The sequence below is a fragment of the Nocardia sp. NPDC059177 genome (genome assembly GCF_042755165.1).
Lineage (GTDB): Bacteria > Actinomycetota > Actinomycetes > Mycobacteriales > Mycobacteriaceae > Nocardia.
Genome location: NZ_JBHZBX010000007.1, coordinates 249,091 through 262,022, shown reverse-complemented (window position 1 = coordinate 262,022; position 12,932 = coordinate 249,091). Strand labels below are relative to the sequence as shown.

Annotated in this window: 12 protein-coding genes; 5 read left to right on the top strand and 7 right to left on the bottom strand. The window is 70.0% G+C overall.

The genetic code is table 11. The annotated features are described in order from the left end of the window. Nucleotides 1-48: 48 nt before the first annotated feature. From ACFXK0_RS12055 to dapE, 6 genes are read right to left on the bottom strand one after another with little or no spacing between them, the layout of a single operon-like run. The gene (locus ACFXK0_RS12055; RefSeq protein ID WP_379410120.1) at nucleotides 49-987 is read right to left on the bottom strand and encodes a glucosyl-3-phosphoglycerate synthase; all 939 of its coding nucleotides are present in this window, start codon (nucleotides 985-987) and stop codon (nucleotides 49-51) included. Then, on the bottom strand, nucleotides 984-1,940 hold the full coding sequence (folP, locus tag ACFXK0_RS12050) for a dihydropteroate synthase (protein WP_379410165.1): 957 nt from the start codon (nucleotides 1,938-1,940) through the stop codon (nucleotides 984-986). The genes ACFXK0_RS12055 and folP overlap by 4 nt, the downstream gene beginning before the upstream one ends. Nucleotides 1,941-1,959: 19 nt before the next feature. After that, nucleotides 1,960-3,726 (bottom strand): long-chain-acyl-CoA synthetase, encoded by a 1,767-nt coding sequence (locus ACFXK0_RS12045; RefSeq protein ID WP_379410119.1) that lies wholly within the window; start codon nucleotides 3,724-3,726, stop codon nucleotides 1,960-1,962. Nucleotides 3,727-3,738: 12 nt separating this feature from the next. Continuing rightward, nucleotides 3,739-4,284 (bottom strand): TIGR00730 family Rossman fold protein, encoded by a 546-nt coding sequence (locus ACFXK0_RS12040; RefSeq protein WP_379410117.1) that lies wholly within the window; start codon nucleotides 4,282-4,284, stop codon nucleotides 3,739-3,741. Beyond that, nucleotides 4,281-5,087: a TIGR00730 family Rossman fold protein gene (locus tag ACFXK0_RS12035; protein ID WP_379410116.1), complete on the bottom strand. Its 807-nt coding sequence runs from the start codon at nucleotides 5,085-5,087 to the stop codon at nucleotides 4,281-4,283. Before ACFXK0_RS12035 ends, ACFXK0_RS12040 begins: the two co-directional genes overlap by 4 nt. 29 nt (nucleotides 5,088-5,116) lie before the next feature. Beyond that, nucleotides 5,117-6,211 carry a succinyl-diaminopimelate desuccinylase gene (dapE, locus tag ACFXK0_RS12030; RefSeq protein ID WP_379410115.1) on the bottom strand — a complete coding sequence of 365 codons (1,095 nt, stop codon included), beginning with the start codon at nucleotides 6,209-6,211 and terminating at the stop codon, nucleotides 5,117-5,119. A 403-nt stretch (nucleotides 6,212-6,614) separates the two neighbouring features. Here dapE and ACFXK0_RS12025 point away from each other — a divergent pair, with 403 nt between their 5' ends. The 4 genes from ACFXK0_RS12025 to ACFXK0_RS12010 all read left to right on the top strand — a co-directional run bounded on the left by ACFXK0_RS12025 (nucleotide 6,615) and on the right by ACFXK0_RS12010 (nucleotide 10,386). Next, nucleotides 6,615-7,232 carry a hypothetical protein gene (locus ACFXK0_RS12025; protein WP_379410114.1) on the top strand — a complete coding sequence of 206 codons (618 nt, stop codon included), beginning with the start codon at nucleotides 6,615-6,617 and terminating at the stop codon, nucleotides 7,230-7,232. A 119-nt stretch (nucleotides 7,233-7,351) separates the two neighbouring features. After that, entirely contained in the window at nucleotides 7,352-8,302 is a 951-nt protein-coding gene (gene dapD, locus ACFXK0_RS12020) for a 2,3,4,5-tetrahydropyridine-2,6-dicarboxylate N-succinyltransferase (RefSeq protein ID WP_379410112.1), read from the top strand. 129 nt (nucleotides 8,303-8,431) lie between these two features. Continuing rightward, nucleotides 8,432-9,508 carry an NAD(P)/FAD-dependent oxidoreductase gene (locus ACFXK0_RS12015; protein ID WP_379410111.1) on the top strand — a complete coding sequence of 359 codons (1,077 nt, stop codon included), beginning with the start codon at nucleotides 8,432-8,434 and terminating at the stop codon, nucleotides 9,506-9,508. After that, nucleotides 9,508-10,386 (top strand): RNA polymerase sigma-70 factor, encoded by an 879-nt coding sequence (locus ACFXK0_RS12010; protein ID WP_379410110.1) that lies wholly within the window; start codon nucleotides 9,508-9,510, stop codon nucleotides 10,384-10,386. Before ACFXK0_RS12015 ends, ACFXK0_RS12010 begins: the two co-directional genes overlap by 1 nt. A 138-nt stretch (nucleotides 10,387-10,524) precedes the next feature. On the opposite strand, the gene ACFXK0_RS12005 is transcribed toward ACFXK0_RS12010, so the two are convergent. Beyond that, nucleotides 10,525-11,952 carry an acyl-CoA synthetase gene (locus tag ACFXK0_RS12005; RefSeq protein WP_379410108.1) on the bottom strand — a complete coding sequence of 476 codons (1,428 nt, stop codon included), beginning with the start codon at nucleotides 11,950-11,952 and terminating at the stop codon, nucleotides 10,525-10,527. Nucleotides 11,953-12,067: 115 nt separating this feature from the next. On the opposite strand from ACFXK0_RS12005, the gene ACFXK0_RS12000 reads away from it, so the two are divergent. Beyond that, entirely contained in the window at nucleotides 12,068-12,919 is an 852-nt protein-coding gene (locus ACFXK0_RS12000; protein WP_379410107.1) for an oxygenase MpaB family protein, read from the top strand. Nucleotides 12,920-12,932: the final 13 nt, after the last annotated feature.

Here is a 12,932-nt window from a genome sequence, read left to right as displayed (position 1 = left end):
TCACACTCGCATATCGCGCGGAAACTGCCGCAAATGGTCAACCGACCCCTACGCCGCGACCTGTTCGGGGCGGAGGGTTTTCATCGGGGGGCGGTCTTCGAGGGAGACCTCGGTGGAGTGGGCGATGAATTCGCCGCCGATCAGGGGGAACTGGGTGAGGGCGGCGCCGGAGTCGGGGACGCCGCTGCGGCGCAGGGCGGTGCCGAGGATCTGGCGGCTCATCACGCCGAGGTCGGCGAGGGGGCGGTTGCGGTGGGTGCGCACGCCTAGGTTGACCTGGGTGATGGCGTCGATGCCCAGCTGGTCGTAGGTGTCGAGCAGCAGGCCGATCTCGACCCCGTAGCCGGGGGCGAAGGGCACGGCGGTGAGCAGTTCGCGGGTGCCTGCGTACTCGCCGCCGAGCGGCTGGAGTACCTGGGCCAGTTCGGGGCGCAGCGCGGCCAGCAGCGGCCGGGCGACGAGTTCGGTGACGCGGCCGCCACCGTGGGCGTCGACGGACTCGCCCTGGCGCAGCGGGCGGCGGTAGTAGGCCTTGGACAGGTGCGTGCCCGGTGTGGTCAGCAGCGGGCCGAGCAGCTTGGGGACGAAGGCCGGGTCGGGGTCGATGAGATCGGAGTCGACGAAGGCGATGAGATCACCGGTGGTGCAGGCCAGCGAGCGCCACAGCACCTCCCCCTTGCCGGGCAGCGGCTCGAGCTCGGGGACGGCTTCCTCGCGGGTGATCACCTCGGCGCCGGCGGCCCTGGCCCGTTCGGCGGTGGCGTCGGTGGAGCCGGAGTCCACCACGATCAGTTCGTCGACCAGGGTGCCGAGCAGCGGCGCGATACTGGCCACCACCGCGGCGACGGTGTCCTGTTCGTTCAGTGCGGGCAGCACCACCGAGACGGTGCGGCCCGCCTTGGCGGCGACGAGTTCGCCCACTGTCCAGTCGGGGGTGTCCCAGGTATGGGTGGTGGCCCAGGCGGGCTCGCGGTGGTGGAATTTCATGCCAGACCTCGCAGAGTTCGTGCGGGGGGCCGGATGCCCTGGATCGCGGCGATCATGTCCACGACCCGCCGGGTTTCGGCGACTTCGTGAACCCGGAAGATCCGAGCGCCCGCGGCGGCCGACCACGCGGTGGCCGCCAAGGTGCCCTCGACTCTTTCGGTGAGACCTACTCCTAGAGTCTCCCCGATAAAATCCTTATTACTCAGTGCCATCAGTACTGGCCACCCGGTTTTTACAAGTCTGTCGATTCCGCGCAACAACTCGAGCCCGTGATAGGTGTTCTTCCCGAAATCGTGGGTGGGATCGATCACAATCCCGTCCCGCCGAACCCCGGCGGCCGCAGCTCGTTCGGCCGCGGCGGTCACCGTGGCGGTCACCTCCGCGACCACATCGGCGTAGCGGACCCGGTGCGGGCGCGTGCGCGGCACCGCGCCCCCGGTGTGACTGCAGACCAGCCCGGCGCCCGTCTCGGCGGCCACCAGCACCAGCTCCGGATCGGCGCCCGCCCAGGTGTCGTTGATCAGGTCGGCGCCCTCGGCCACCGCCGCCCGCGCGACCTCGCCGCGCCAGGTGTCCACACTGATCAACAGGTCGGGATATTTCGCGCGGATCGCCGCGACGAACGGCACCACCCGCAGCGTTTCCTCGGCCGCGTCCACGGTCACCCCCGGCCCGGCCTTCACTCCGCCGATATCGACCAGATCAGCGCCCTCGTCGACGGCTCTGGCGACACGTTCCATCGCGGCCTCGTCGGTGAAGGTGGCGCCCCGGTCGTAGAAGGAATCGGGGGTGCGATTCACGATCGCCATGACCAGCGCCCGGTCCGCCGCGACGGGCCGCCCGCAGAACCGCCCCGCGATGTCCGCCGACGGCTCGGAACCGCTACTGCTGGTGTCGCGGGCAGGCGGTTCGGTGACTGGTCGCGGTTCGGGCGTGCCCGGCGAGTTACCCATGTTCATGCGAGATCAGACGCTAGCGCGGAGCTCGACCGGCCGCGACATCGGCCGCGTATTCCGGGTAGGCGGGCACGTAGCCCTGGGTGGGGCCCGCCAGCACATAGAGCGTGCTGTCCGCGTCGGGGGTGTAGCCCTGCTTGCGCAGTTCCACCTTGCGGCTCTTGAAGGTCGAGGTCTGTTCCAGTTCGGCCACCACGCGCACGAACAGCGGGACCGCGTAGAGCGGCAGGCGGGTGTAGGCGGTGGTGGCCAGGGACCTGCCGTCGAATTCGGTGCCGGGGTGCAGGGTGACCGCAGCCATGCCCGCCTTGCCGTCGGTGCCGGGGATGTCGACGCCGTAGACCACGGCCTGCTCGATGCTCTCGTCGTGGTCGAACGCGCCCTCGACCTCGGTGGTCGCCACGTTCTCGCCCTTCCAGCGGAAGGTGTCGCCGAGCCGGTCGACGAAGGCGATGTGCCAGAAATGCTGGTCGCGCACGAGGTCGCCGGTGTCGAACCAGCAGTCGCCCCGCTTGAAGCCGTCACGGACCAGTTTGGACTCCGAGGCCTTCTTGTCGGTGTACCCGTCGAAGGGCTGGCGGTCGTTGACCTTGGCCAGCAGCAGCCCCACCCCGCCGGAACGCACCCGGCGCAGCTTGCCCTTGTGATCGCGCTTGGCCTGCCCGGTCTCGTCGTCGTATTCGACGACCGCGTACGGCAGCGGGCACAGCCCGGCGGTCCGGTCGACACCGAACGCGTTGACGAACGCCAGCGGCGCCTCACTGGACCCGTAGAACTCCACCACCCGCGCGATCCCGAAGCGGCGGCGGAACTCGTCCCACAGCTCGGGGCGCAGCCCGTTGCCCACGGCCAAACGCACCCGGTTGCCCTGTTCGGCCGGGCGCACCGGCTGGTTGAGCAGGTAGCGGCACAGTTCGCCGATGTAGATGAACGCGGTCGCGCGCTCGCGAGCGATCTCGTCCCAGAAGCCGGAGGCGGAGAACTTGCGGCTCAGCACATAGGTCGCCTCGCCGGCCAGCACCGCCGACAGCGCGACCGTGAGCGCGTTGTTGTGATAGAGCGGCAGGCAGCAGTACAGCGCGTCATCGGCGCGCAACCGCACCCCGAGACCGCCCAGCCCCGCCATGCTCTTGGTCCAGCGGTGATGGGTCATCACGCTGGCCTTGGGCATTCCGGTGGTGCCGGAGGTGAAGATCAGGAACGCGCGTTCGCCCGCGGTGACCTGCGCGCACACCACCGGATCGGTGTCGGTGGCGGTGCGGGCGGCCGCGGCCAGTTCCTCGGCGGGCAGCACGTTCGCGGCCGGTACGGGCAGCGAGTCCAGCGCCTCGGCGCATTCGGCGCCGACGACATTCAGCACCGAGTCGAGCAACCCGATGCTGTGCGCGAGCACCTGATCGCGCTGGTTGTAGTTGAGCAGGCCGACGGTCGCGCCCAGCTTGAGCACCGCGAGCACGGTGAACAACGTCTCGGGCCGGTTGGTCATCAGCACGCCGACCACCTGACCACGGCGGACCCCGCGCGCGGAAAGCACTGCGGCGTACCGGTTCACCTCGCTGTTGGCGGCGCGGTAGGTGTAGGCGCTGCCCTCGAAACGCAGGAACACCCGGTCGGGCCTGCGGTGCGCGACACGCTGGAAATACAGTCCGATGGAGGCTTTGTCCTTGGGCCCCACCAGCATTCCGCGCGCGTTGCGCAGCATGCCGGGTGCGTCCAGCGCCATCCCCGGTAGCGCCTTGGCCAGGTCGAACACGCTCACCGTGTCGCGGGCGTCGTTGCTCACGTCGATATTCTCCTACCCTCGGTTCGGTTCCAGCGCGGTGAAGGCGGCGCGCAGGTCGCGCACCACGGTGACGCGCTCGCGGGCCTGCCTGGTCATGAAGCCGCGCTCGTGCAGGTCGTCGATCCAGCGGAACAGGCCCTCGTAGAACCCGCCGGCATCCAGCACCACCACGGGTTTGGCGTGTTCGCCGAGGTAGCCGCCGGTCCAGGTCTCGAACAGTTCCTCGAGGGTGCCGATCCCGCCGGGCAGCGCGAGGAAGGCGTCGGCGCGCTGCTCCATCAGCTGTTTGCGCTGGCGCATGGTGTCGGTGACGAGCAGTTCGTCGGAGTCCACATCGGCGACCTCCCGGTGCACCAGATGTTTCGGGATCACCCCGAGGGTGTGCGCGCCGCCCGCCCTGGCCGCGGTGGCGACCGCGCCCATCATCGACACGTGGCCGCCGCCGGACACCAGTCCCCAACCGCGCCGGGCGATCTCGGTGCCGACCCGGGCGGCCAGGCCGATCAGTTCGGGATCGGTGGTGCCGGCCGAGCAGTAGACGCAGATCGAGTAGCTCACCACTGGTCCTCGGTGCCGAGCCGCTCGATATCGGGGTGACCTTCGTGCTCGCCCTTGATGATCCGCACGGCCTCCTCGACGCTGTCGGTGAGTTGGATCAGGTCCAGGTCGCCCGGCGAGATCTTGCCGGAGGCGGCCAGCGAGTCGCGCATCCAGTCGACCAGGCCGGACCAGTAGGCGGTGCCGAACAGGATGATCGGGAACCGGGTGATCTTGCGGGTCTGCACCAGGGTCAGCGCCTCGAACAGCTCGTCGAGGGTGCCGAAACCACCGGGCAGGCAGACGAAGGCCTGCGAGTACTTCACGAACATCGTCTTGCGGACGAAGAAGTACCGGAAGTTGATCCCCAGATCCACCCATTCGTTGAGGCCCTGCTCGAACGGCAGCTCGATCCCGAGCCCGATCGAATAGCCGCCCGCCTCGGAGGAGCCCCGGTTGGCCGCCTCCATCGCGCCGGGACCGCCGCCGGTGATCACCGCGAAACCGGCCTCGGTGAGCGCGGCGCCCAGGGCCAGGCCAGCCTGGTATTCCGGGTGTTCGCGGGTGGTGCGCGCCGAGCCGAACACCGTCACCGCGGGCGGCACCTCGGCGAGCGCGCCGAAGCCTTCGACGAACTCGGCCTGGATGCGCAGCACCCGCCACGGGTCGGTGTGTACCCAGTCGCTGTCCTGGCGCGAATCCAGCAGGTTGCGGTCGGCGGTCCGCGCGCCCGGCTTGCGTTCGCGCCGGAACATCACCGGCCCCCGGAACTTCGCCGTCGACCTGGCCTTCCCACCCTGACTGTCCGCGGATTCGGTAGACATGGATCCCAACCTACTGGGTCGTATCCGCTTCAGCTCCGGGTGAGGTAGGTGCGCAGCATCGCGGTGACGGCGGTGATCTGGCTCAGCGGGACGTGCTCGTCGCGCTTGTGCGCCAGGTTCGGGTCGCCGGGGCCGAAGTTCACCGCGGGGATGCCGCGGGCGGCGAAGCGCGAGACATCGGTCCAGCCGTACTTGGCCCGCACGCCACCGCCGCCGTGCGCGTTCACCGAGTCGATGAGGGTGCGCGCGGCCGGGGCGGTCAGGCCGGGCAGCGCGCCCGGCGAGGAATCGGTGATCTCGAAGGCGACGTCGAGGCCGGCGAAGACCTCGCGCACGTGCGCGACGGCCTGCTCGACGCTGCGGTCGGGCGCGAAACGGAAGTTCACATCCACCTCGGCCACATCGGGCACCACATTGCCCGCGACGCCACCGGCGACCCGCACCGCCGACAGGCCCTCGCGGTACACGCAGCCGTCGAGGTCGACCTGGCGCGCCTGGTAGGCCGACAGCCGCGCCAGCACCGGGGCGAGTCCGTGGATCGCGTTCTCGCCCAGCCAGGCTCGCGCCGAGTGCGCGCGGACGCCGGCGGTGGTCAGCCGGACCCGCAGGGTGCCCTGGCAGCCCGCCTCGATCCAGCCCGCCGACGGCTCGCCGAGGATCGCGAGGTCGCCCTCGAGCCATTCGGGCAGATCGCGTTCGATGTGGCCCAGCCCGTTGAACTCGGCGGCGATCTCCTCGCCGTCGTAGAAGATCAGCGTGAGGTCGTGCGCGGGATCGGTGATCGTGGCGGCCAGGTGCAGGAACACCGCGTCGCCGGATTTCATGTCGACGGTGCCGCAGCCGAACAGCACCGCCTCGCCGTCGACCTGCTCCGGCCTGCTCGGCACGTTGTCCGCGATCGGCACCGTGTCCAGGTGACCGGCCAGGATCACCCGCGTCGGCAGGCCGCGCCGGGTGCGGGCCAGCACCACATTGCCGTGCCGGAGCACTTCGAACCCGCTGGTCTGCTCCCGTAACGCCTGCTCCACCAGATCCGCGATCTTGGCCTCGTCCCGCGACACACTGGGCACATCGACGAGGGCTGCGGTGAGCTGGATCGGATCGGCACGCAAATCGAGAGTCACATCTCGACAGTAGTACGCGCCGACAGCTACACCGCGATGATGTTCAGCAGCGGACCCAGCCCCTTGAAATCGTCCGGATTGCGGGTATAGAGGGGCAGTGCGTATTGGACGGCGGCCGACGCGATCTGCAGGTCGGCCACTCTGCTGCGCGGTTTCCGCCCGCTGGGAGCAGGTGCGCGACGACGGGGCGGGTTCGGCCTGCGAGCAGCATCGTCGCAGCGAACTGGCGACAATCCCCCGGTGGCCTCGGCTGGTGCCGTCGGCAGGTTGCGGTCGGGCCGCGGCGAGCAAACACGGCGAAACCAGGGATCGTGGACCCGGTTGGGGCCCATCGTTTTTCGGTTCGCTAGCGTTACATCCGCTGCCCAGTCCGGGCGGCTTCACAATGGAGGGGTTCGATCACATGAAGTTCGGAAAGATCACGACTGCCGTTTTCCTCGCGGTGACCGCGGTGGGCATCACCGCCGCGACCGCGAACGGTCAGCCCACTGTGGCGACCGAGCAGCCGGCTGTGGTGGCTTCGGGGGGTGCGACTTCGGGTGTCGTGCAGGGCATCAACTACAACACCACCGTCTCGCCCGCCGACAAGACCATCACCTGGGCTGTCGACAGCGGCCGGTTCCAGCTCACCGAGGACGGCTCGGCCGTGGCCCTGGTGGCCGCCGACGGCGCGACCGTCGACCAGGTGGCGCTGAAGTCCGAGGTCGCCGGCCTGCCGATCGCGGTGACCCCGGAGATCAGCCAGGACGGCCGCACCGTCAAGCTGGCCGCCTCGATGACCCCCGAGGACACCACCAAGCTGCAGAACGTGGCGGAGCTGAAGGACATCAGCTCCTACGACCGGCTGATGGCGCAGGTCAACAAGAACCTGCCCGGCGTCGTCATCGGCGGCGTCATCGGCGCGTTCATCCCGTTCCTGTGGATCATCACCATCCCCGCGGGCATGGTCATCGGTGGTTACGTGATGGGCGGCCAGGAGTTCCTGGACGCGGTCACCGCGTTCGTCACCGGCCAGCCGTGAGCTGACGCAGTCACACCATGAAGGGTGCGCGGGCGATTGTGCCCGCGCACCCTTCATGTTTCGCGCACTCGCCAGGGGTAGCGCACACTTCGCCGGGCCGACCCGGCAAAATGGGGGACGTGAGTATTCAGGGAGCAACCGCAGTCGGTATCGCCAATGTGACCTCGGACGGCACCGTCCTCGACACCTGGTACCCCAGCCCGGAGCTGGGCGAGTTCAGCGAGACCGGCTCCCAGCGCCTGGAGGCCGCCGACGTCGCCGAGTTCGCCGCGCTGCTCGGGGTCGACGCGGCGCGCGGCGTCGAGGTGATCGCGGTACGGACCACCATCGCGGACCTGTCGGCCGCCCCGGTCGACGCGCACGACGTCTACCTGCGCCTGCACCTGCTCTCGCACCGCCTGGTCCAGCCGCACGGGCTGAGCCTGGACGGCCAGTTCGGCCTGCTCAGCAATGTCGTGTGGACCAATCACGGCCCGTGCGCGGTCGACGGCTTCGAGCAGACCCGGCTGAAGCTGCGCGCGCGCGGCCCGGTCACCGTGCTCAGCGTCGACAAGTTCCCGCGCCTGGTCGACTACGTGGTGCCCTCGGGTGTGCGGATCGGTGACGCCGACCGGGTCCGCCTGGGCGCGCACCTGGCCTCGGGCACCACGGTCATGCACGAGGGCTTCGTCAACTTCAACGCGGGTACCCTGGGCAACTCGATGGTCGAGGGCCGCATCTCGGCCGGTGTGGTGGTCGGCGACGGTTCCGATGTGGGTGGTGGCGCGTCCATCATGGGCACGCTGTCCGGCGGCGGCACCCAGGTCATCTCGGTGGGTGAGCGTTCGCTGCTGGGCGCCAACTCGGGTCTCGGCATCTCCCTCGGCGACGATTGCGTCATCGAGGCGGGCCTGTACGTCACCGCGGGCACCAAGGTGACCGGCCCGGACGGCACCGTGGTCAAGGCCGCGACGCTGTCGGGGCAGCCGAACCTGCTGTTCCGCCGCAATTCCACCAACGGCGCGGTGGAGGTCGTCGCGCGCAAGGGCACCGGCGTCGAGCTCAACGCCGCCCTGCACGCCAACGACTGATCGTGCGGCTCGAAGGCCCCGCGCTCACCGCGCGGGGCCTTTCCCGTGCAGTGAGCCGGATCACCGTCACACACCGCGCCCCGTACGCATCTCACAGTCGAGAAGTACATCCACCGCAGGGAGGCAAAGATGAACATCGTGGTGATCGGGGCAGGGTACGCGGGGGCGGTCGCGGCCAACCGGCTGGCGAAGAAGGCACCGGGGGTAGCGCTCACCGTGGTCAACCCACGGCCGGACTTCATCGAGCGGGTGCGGCTGCACGAGCAGCTCGCGGGTTCCGGATCGGCGGCGACGCCACTGGCCGAGGTGCTCGCGCCGGGCATCGACACCCGGATCGCGGCGGTCGGCAAGATCGGTGACGGCACTCTCGCCCTCGACGACGGCACCGAACTCGACTTCGACCACGTGATCGTCGCGGTCGGCAGCACGGCCACGCCGCTGCCCGGCACCGTCCCGGCCGGCACCTGGGAGGGCGCCGAACAGGCCAGGCGAGCGCTGGACGAGTTGCCGGCGAACAGTTCGGTCACGGTGATCGGCGGCGGGCTGACCGGGATCGAGACCGCGGCCGAGATCGCCGAGGCCAGGCCCGGCCTGCGGGTGCGGCTGGTGAGCGGTGAGATCGGGGGGAGCCTGTCGCGTGGCGGGCAGCGCAAGGTCCGGCGCGGCCTGGCGCGCCTGGGGGTGGACTGTGTGACCGAGGAGGTCGAGCGCGTGGACGGTGGGCGCGCGTACCTGCGGGGCGGCGACGTTCTCGAGACCGACCTGGCGCTGTGGGCGGTGGTGTCGGCCGTGCCCGAGCTGGTCGCGCGCAGCGGGCTCGCGGTCGACGCGCAGGGCCGGGCTGTGGTCGACGAGTTCCTGCGCAGCGTGACCGATCCCCGGGTGCTCGTCGCCGGTGACTGCGCCGCGGTACCCGGCATGCGGATGGCCTGCGCCACCGCGAATCCGCAGGGCGCGCACGCCGCCGACACCCTGCTGCGCACCATGGCCGGGCGCGCACCGCGACCGTTCTCGATGGGCTACGCCGGTCAGGTCCTGAGCGTGGGCCGCCGCGACGCCGTCCTGCAGACCACCCGCCGCGACGACTCTCCCCTGCCGCCGGCTTTCACCGGCCGTACCGCCGCGGCTGTCAAGGAACGCATCGTCCGCTACGCCGCCTACGCCGCCCGCACCGGCATCAGCGTGTCGCTGCCCGGGCCGCGGTGATGACCGGCGCGCACGAGGAGGTCTTCGCCGAGAACCGGCGGCTGCTGTTCTCGATCGCCTACGAGATCCTCGGCACGGTCGTCGACGCCGAAGACGTACTGCAGGACAGCTATCTGCGGTGGCGCGAGGTCGACCTCGCGCCGGTCGAGAACCCGCGCGCCTACCTGGCCCAGATCGTCACCCGGGAGGCGCTGGGGGTGCTGCGTTCGGCGGCCCGGCGCCGCGAGGAGTACATCGGCCCGTGGCTGCCCGAGCCGCTGGACACCGAGTGCGCGGACGGGATCGAGCATGTGCTCACCGGCGAGGAGGTGACCACCGCGATGCTGCTGGTCCTGGAGACACTGACCCCGATCCAGCGGGCGGTCTTCGTCCTGCGGGAGGTCTTCGCCTTCGACTACGCCGAGATCGCGGCCGCGGTGGACAAATCCGAACCCGCGGTGCGCCAGCTGAATCAGCGGGCGCGCACCCGCGTGCACGCGCAGCGCCACACCGCGGTCGCCACACCGGCCGAGGCGCAGTCGGTGGTCGAGCGGTTCGCGATCGCGGCCGCCACCGGCGATGTGCGGGCGCTGATGGACGCGCTGGCACCCGATGTGGTGTTCCTCGGCGACGGTGGCGGCGTGGTGAACGCGGTGCGCAGGCCGGTCTTCGGCCAGGACAAGGTCGCCCGGCTGGTCATCGGCCTGCTCGCCAAGGGCCAGCGGATGGGCACGATGGGGATGCGGATCGGGGTGTACAACGCGATGCCCTCGATCGTCGCGAGCATCGACGGCGTGCTCGACCAGGTGACGTCGGTCGAGGTCACCGGGGGTGTGGTCACCGCGATCTACTCCGTGCGCAACCCGGACAAGCTCACGACGGTACGCGGGCCGGACTGAGTGGGCCGCGTGCGGGCGCCGCGACACCGCCCGCACGCGGACGCAGCTACAACACCACCCGAGCGAGTAGCGGCTCGCTGACCGCTGAGCTCGTGTAGGTCGCCGGGGATGCCGGTCGTGCCGGGGTCCTCGGGCGGGTCAGCCCAGCAGCTTCTTCTGCACCTTCCCCATCGCGTTGCGGGGCAGGGTGTCGACGAAGCGGACCTCGCGTGGGCGTTTATGGGCCGAGAGCTGTTGGCTCACATGGGCGGTCAGCTCGGCGCCGAGCTCCGGCGAGCCGGGATCGCGGGCCACCACGAACGCCACGATCCGCTGACCGAGATCGGCGTCGGGCAGGCCGACCACGGCGACCTCTCCGACGGCGGGGTGCCCGAGCAGCGCGGTCTCGATCTCACCCGCGCCGATGCGGTAGCCGCCGGATTTGATCAGGTCGATCGCCTCGCGCCCGACGATGCGATGGAATCCGTCGGGGTCGATCACCGCGACGTCACCGGTGCGGAACCAGCCGTCCTCGGTCCAGTCCTCGGCGGTGGCCTCGGGGCGGTTGAGATAGCCGTCGAACAGCATCGGGCCGCGCACCTGCAGGCCACCGATGCTGGTGCCGTCGTGCGGCACCGGTGCTCCCGTTTCGTCGCGCAGGCGCGTCTCGACGCCACGCACCGGTGTGCCGACCCAGCCCGGCCTGCGCTCCCCGTCGGCACGGGTGGACAGCGTGATCATGGTTTCGCTCATGCCGTAGCGCTCCACCGGCGCCTGTCCGGTGAGCTCGGCCAGCTGCTCGAACACCGGCACCGGCAGCGGCGCGCTCCCCGACACCAGCAGCCGTGCTTTACCCAGTTCCCTGGCCAGTTCCGGCTTCTCGACCACCCGCGACCACACCGTCGGCACCCCGAAGTACAGGCTGCCGCCCGCCTTCGCGTACGCCTCGGGCGTCGGCTTGCCGGTGTGGATCACCGGGCTGCCCACCCGCAGCGGTCCGAGCAGGCCCAGGATCAGCCCGTGCACATGGAACAGCGGAAGTCCGTGCACCAGAGTGTCTTTCCAGGTCCAGGCCCAGGCTTCGGCGAGCGCGTCGAGCCCGGCGGCGATCGCGCCCCGGCTCAGCATCACGCCCTTGGGCGCGCCGGTGGTGCCGGAGGTGTAGAGGACGAAGGCGATGCGCGCCGGATCGGGTTCGGGGTAGGTGTGCCAGGAACGCGCGTGCAGGCGCACCGGGATCACTGGCAGTCCGGCGTCCTCGGGGGCGGCGCCCACCCAGGCCTGCGCCCCGGAATCACGCAGGATGTGCTCGCGCTCGGCGATGCCGGAATCCGGCGGTACAGGCACCACCGTCACACCGGCGATCAGGCAGCCGACCACCGCGAGCACGGTGCGCAATGTCGGCTCGGCGAGCACCGCGACCCGCTCGGCCCGCGCGACTCGTTCCGCTACCGAAGTTGCCGCACCGACCAGATCACTGCGTGACACAGTGGCATCATCGATGGTGACAGCGTCGGGAATGTCGGCTCCGGCGGCGACGGCGATCGGATCGAGCGAGGAGAGCAGCAGCGGCGGACCGTAAGGCATCCGTCCACGCTAGCCCGGCGCGGTCTGGTGTCGCGCGCCGCCGTCCGTTGACACCTCGGCGACGTAATGAGACATTTTACGTATAGTTCTCTCACTAGTGAAGACGGGGTCAACGATGACCATCCTCGCTCGCTCGCGTTCGAAGAAGTTCGACCCGGACGATTTCGATATTCGCGACTATGTCGACGGGGCGGCCGCCTTCTACGGCGCCACCGCCAATGTGATCATGCAGCTCAGCCTGCCGCCCGTCGGCTACGGCGTCGCCGAATCGCGAGTGCACAGTGGCAGCATCATGCGTCATCCGGTCAAGCGGACCCGCACCACCCTCACCTACCTGTCGGTGGCGCTGATGGGCACCGACGAGGACCGCGCCGCCTACCGCGAGGCCGTCAACAGCGTGCACCGGCACGTCCGCTCCACCGCCGACAGCCCGGTGAAATACAACGCCTTCGACCGCGACCTGCAGATGTGGGTCGCCGCCTGCCTGTACTGGGGCTCGGTCGACGTGATGAACCGTCTGCACGGCCCCAGCGACGACGAAATCGCCGACACCTTCTACTCCTACGCCCACCACCTCGGCACCACCCTGCAGGTACCGCGCGAGATGTGGCCCGCCGACCGCGCCGCCTTCGACGCCTACTGGGCCGAGCACCTGCCACGAACCAGCATCGACCCCACCATCAAGGCCTACTTCGACCGCCTGCTCGACCTGCGCATGATCGCCGCTCCACTGCGCCTGCCCATGGCCCGCTTCCACCGCTGGTACACCACCGGCCTGCTCCCCGAGCACCTGCGCAACGAAATGGGCATGACCTGGACCGAACGCGACGAACGCCGCCTCAACCGCCTCATGCGCGCCTCCGGCACCCTGATCGGCCTCATGCCCCGCCCCATCCGCAACTTCCCCTTCAACGCCACCCTGGCAGACATGCGCCGCCGCCGCCGACGCGGACTCCCCCTCGTCTAACACCTGGACAGAC

Bases quoted from the DNA above. Each gene is read 5' to 3' on its own strand.
- ACFXK0_RS12055 (WP_379410120.1), bottom strand. From the start codon at position 987: ATGAAATTCCACCACCGCGAGCCCGCCTGGGCCACCACCCATACCTGG.
- folP (WP_379410165.1), bottom strand. From the start codon at position 1,940: ATGGGTAACTCGCCGGGCACGCCCGAACCGCGACCAGTCACCGAACCG.
- ACFXK0_RS12035 (WP_379410116.1), bottom strand. From the start codon at position 5,087: ATGTCTACCGAATCCGCGGACAGTCAGGGTGGGAAGGCCAGGTCGACG.
- ACFXK0_RS12025 (WP_379410114.1), top strand. From the start codon at position 6,615: ATGAAGTTCGGAAAGATCACGACTGCCGTTTTCCTCGCGGTGACCGCG.
- ACFXK0_RS12015 (WP_379410111.1), top strand. From the start codon at position 8,432: ATGAACATCGTGGTGATCGGGGCAGGGTACGCGGGGGCGGTCGCGGCC.
- ACFXK0_RS12010 (WP_379410110.1), top strand. From the start codon at position 9,508: ATGACCGGCGCGCACGAGGAGGTCTTCGCCGAGAACCGGCGGCTGCTG.
- ACFXK0_RS12005 (WP_379410108.1), bottom strand. From the start codon at position 11,952: ATGCCTTACGGTCCGCCGCTGCTGCTCTCCTCGCTCGATCCGATCGCC.
- ACFXK0_RS12000 (WP_379410107.1), top strand. From the start codon at position 12,068: ATGACCATCCTCGCTCGCTCGCGTTCGAAGAAGTTCGACCCGGACGAT.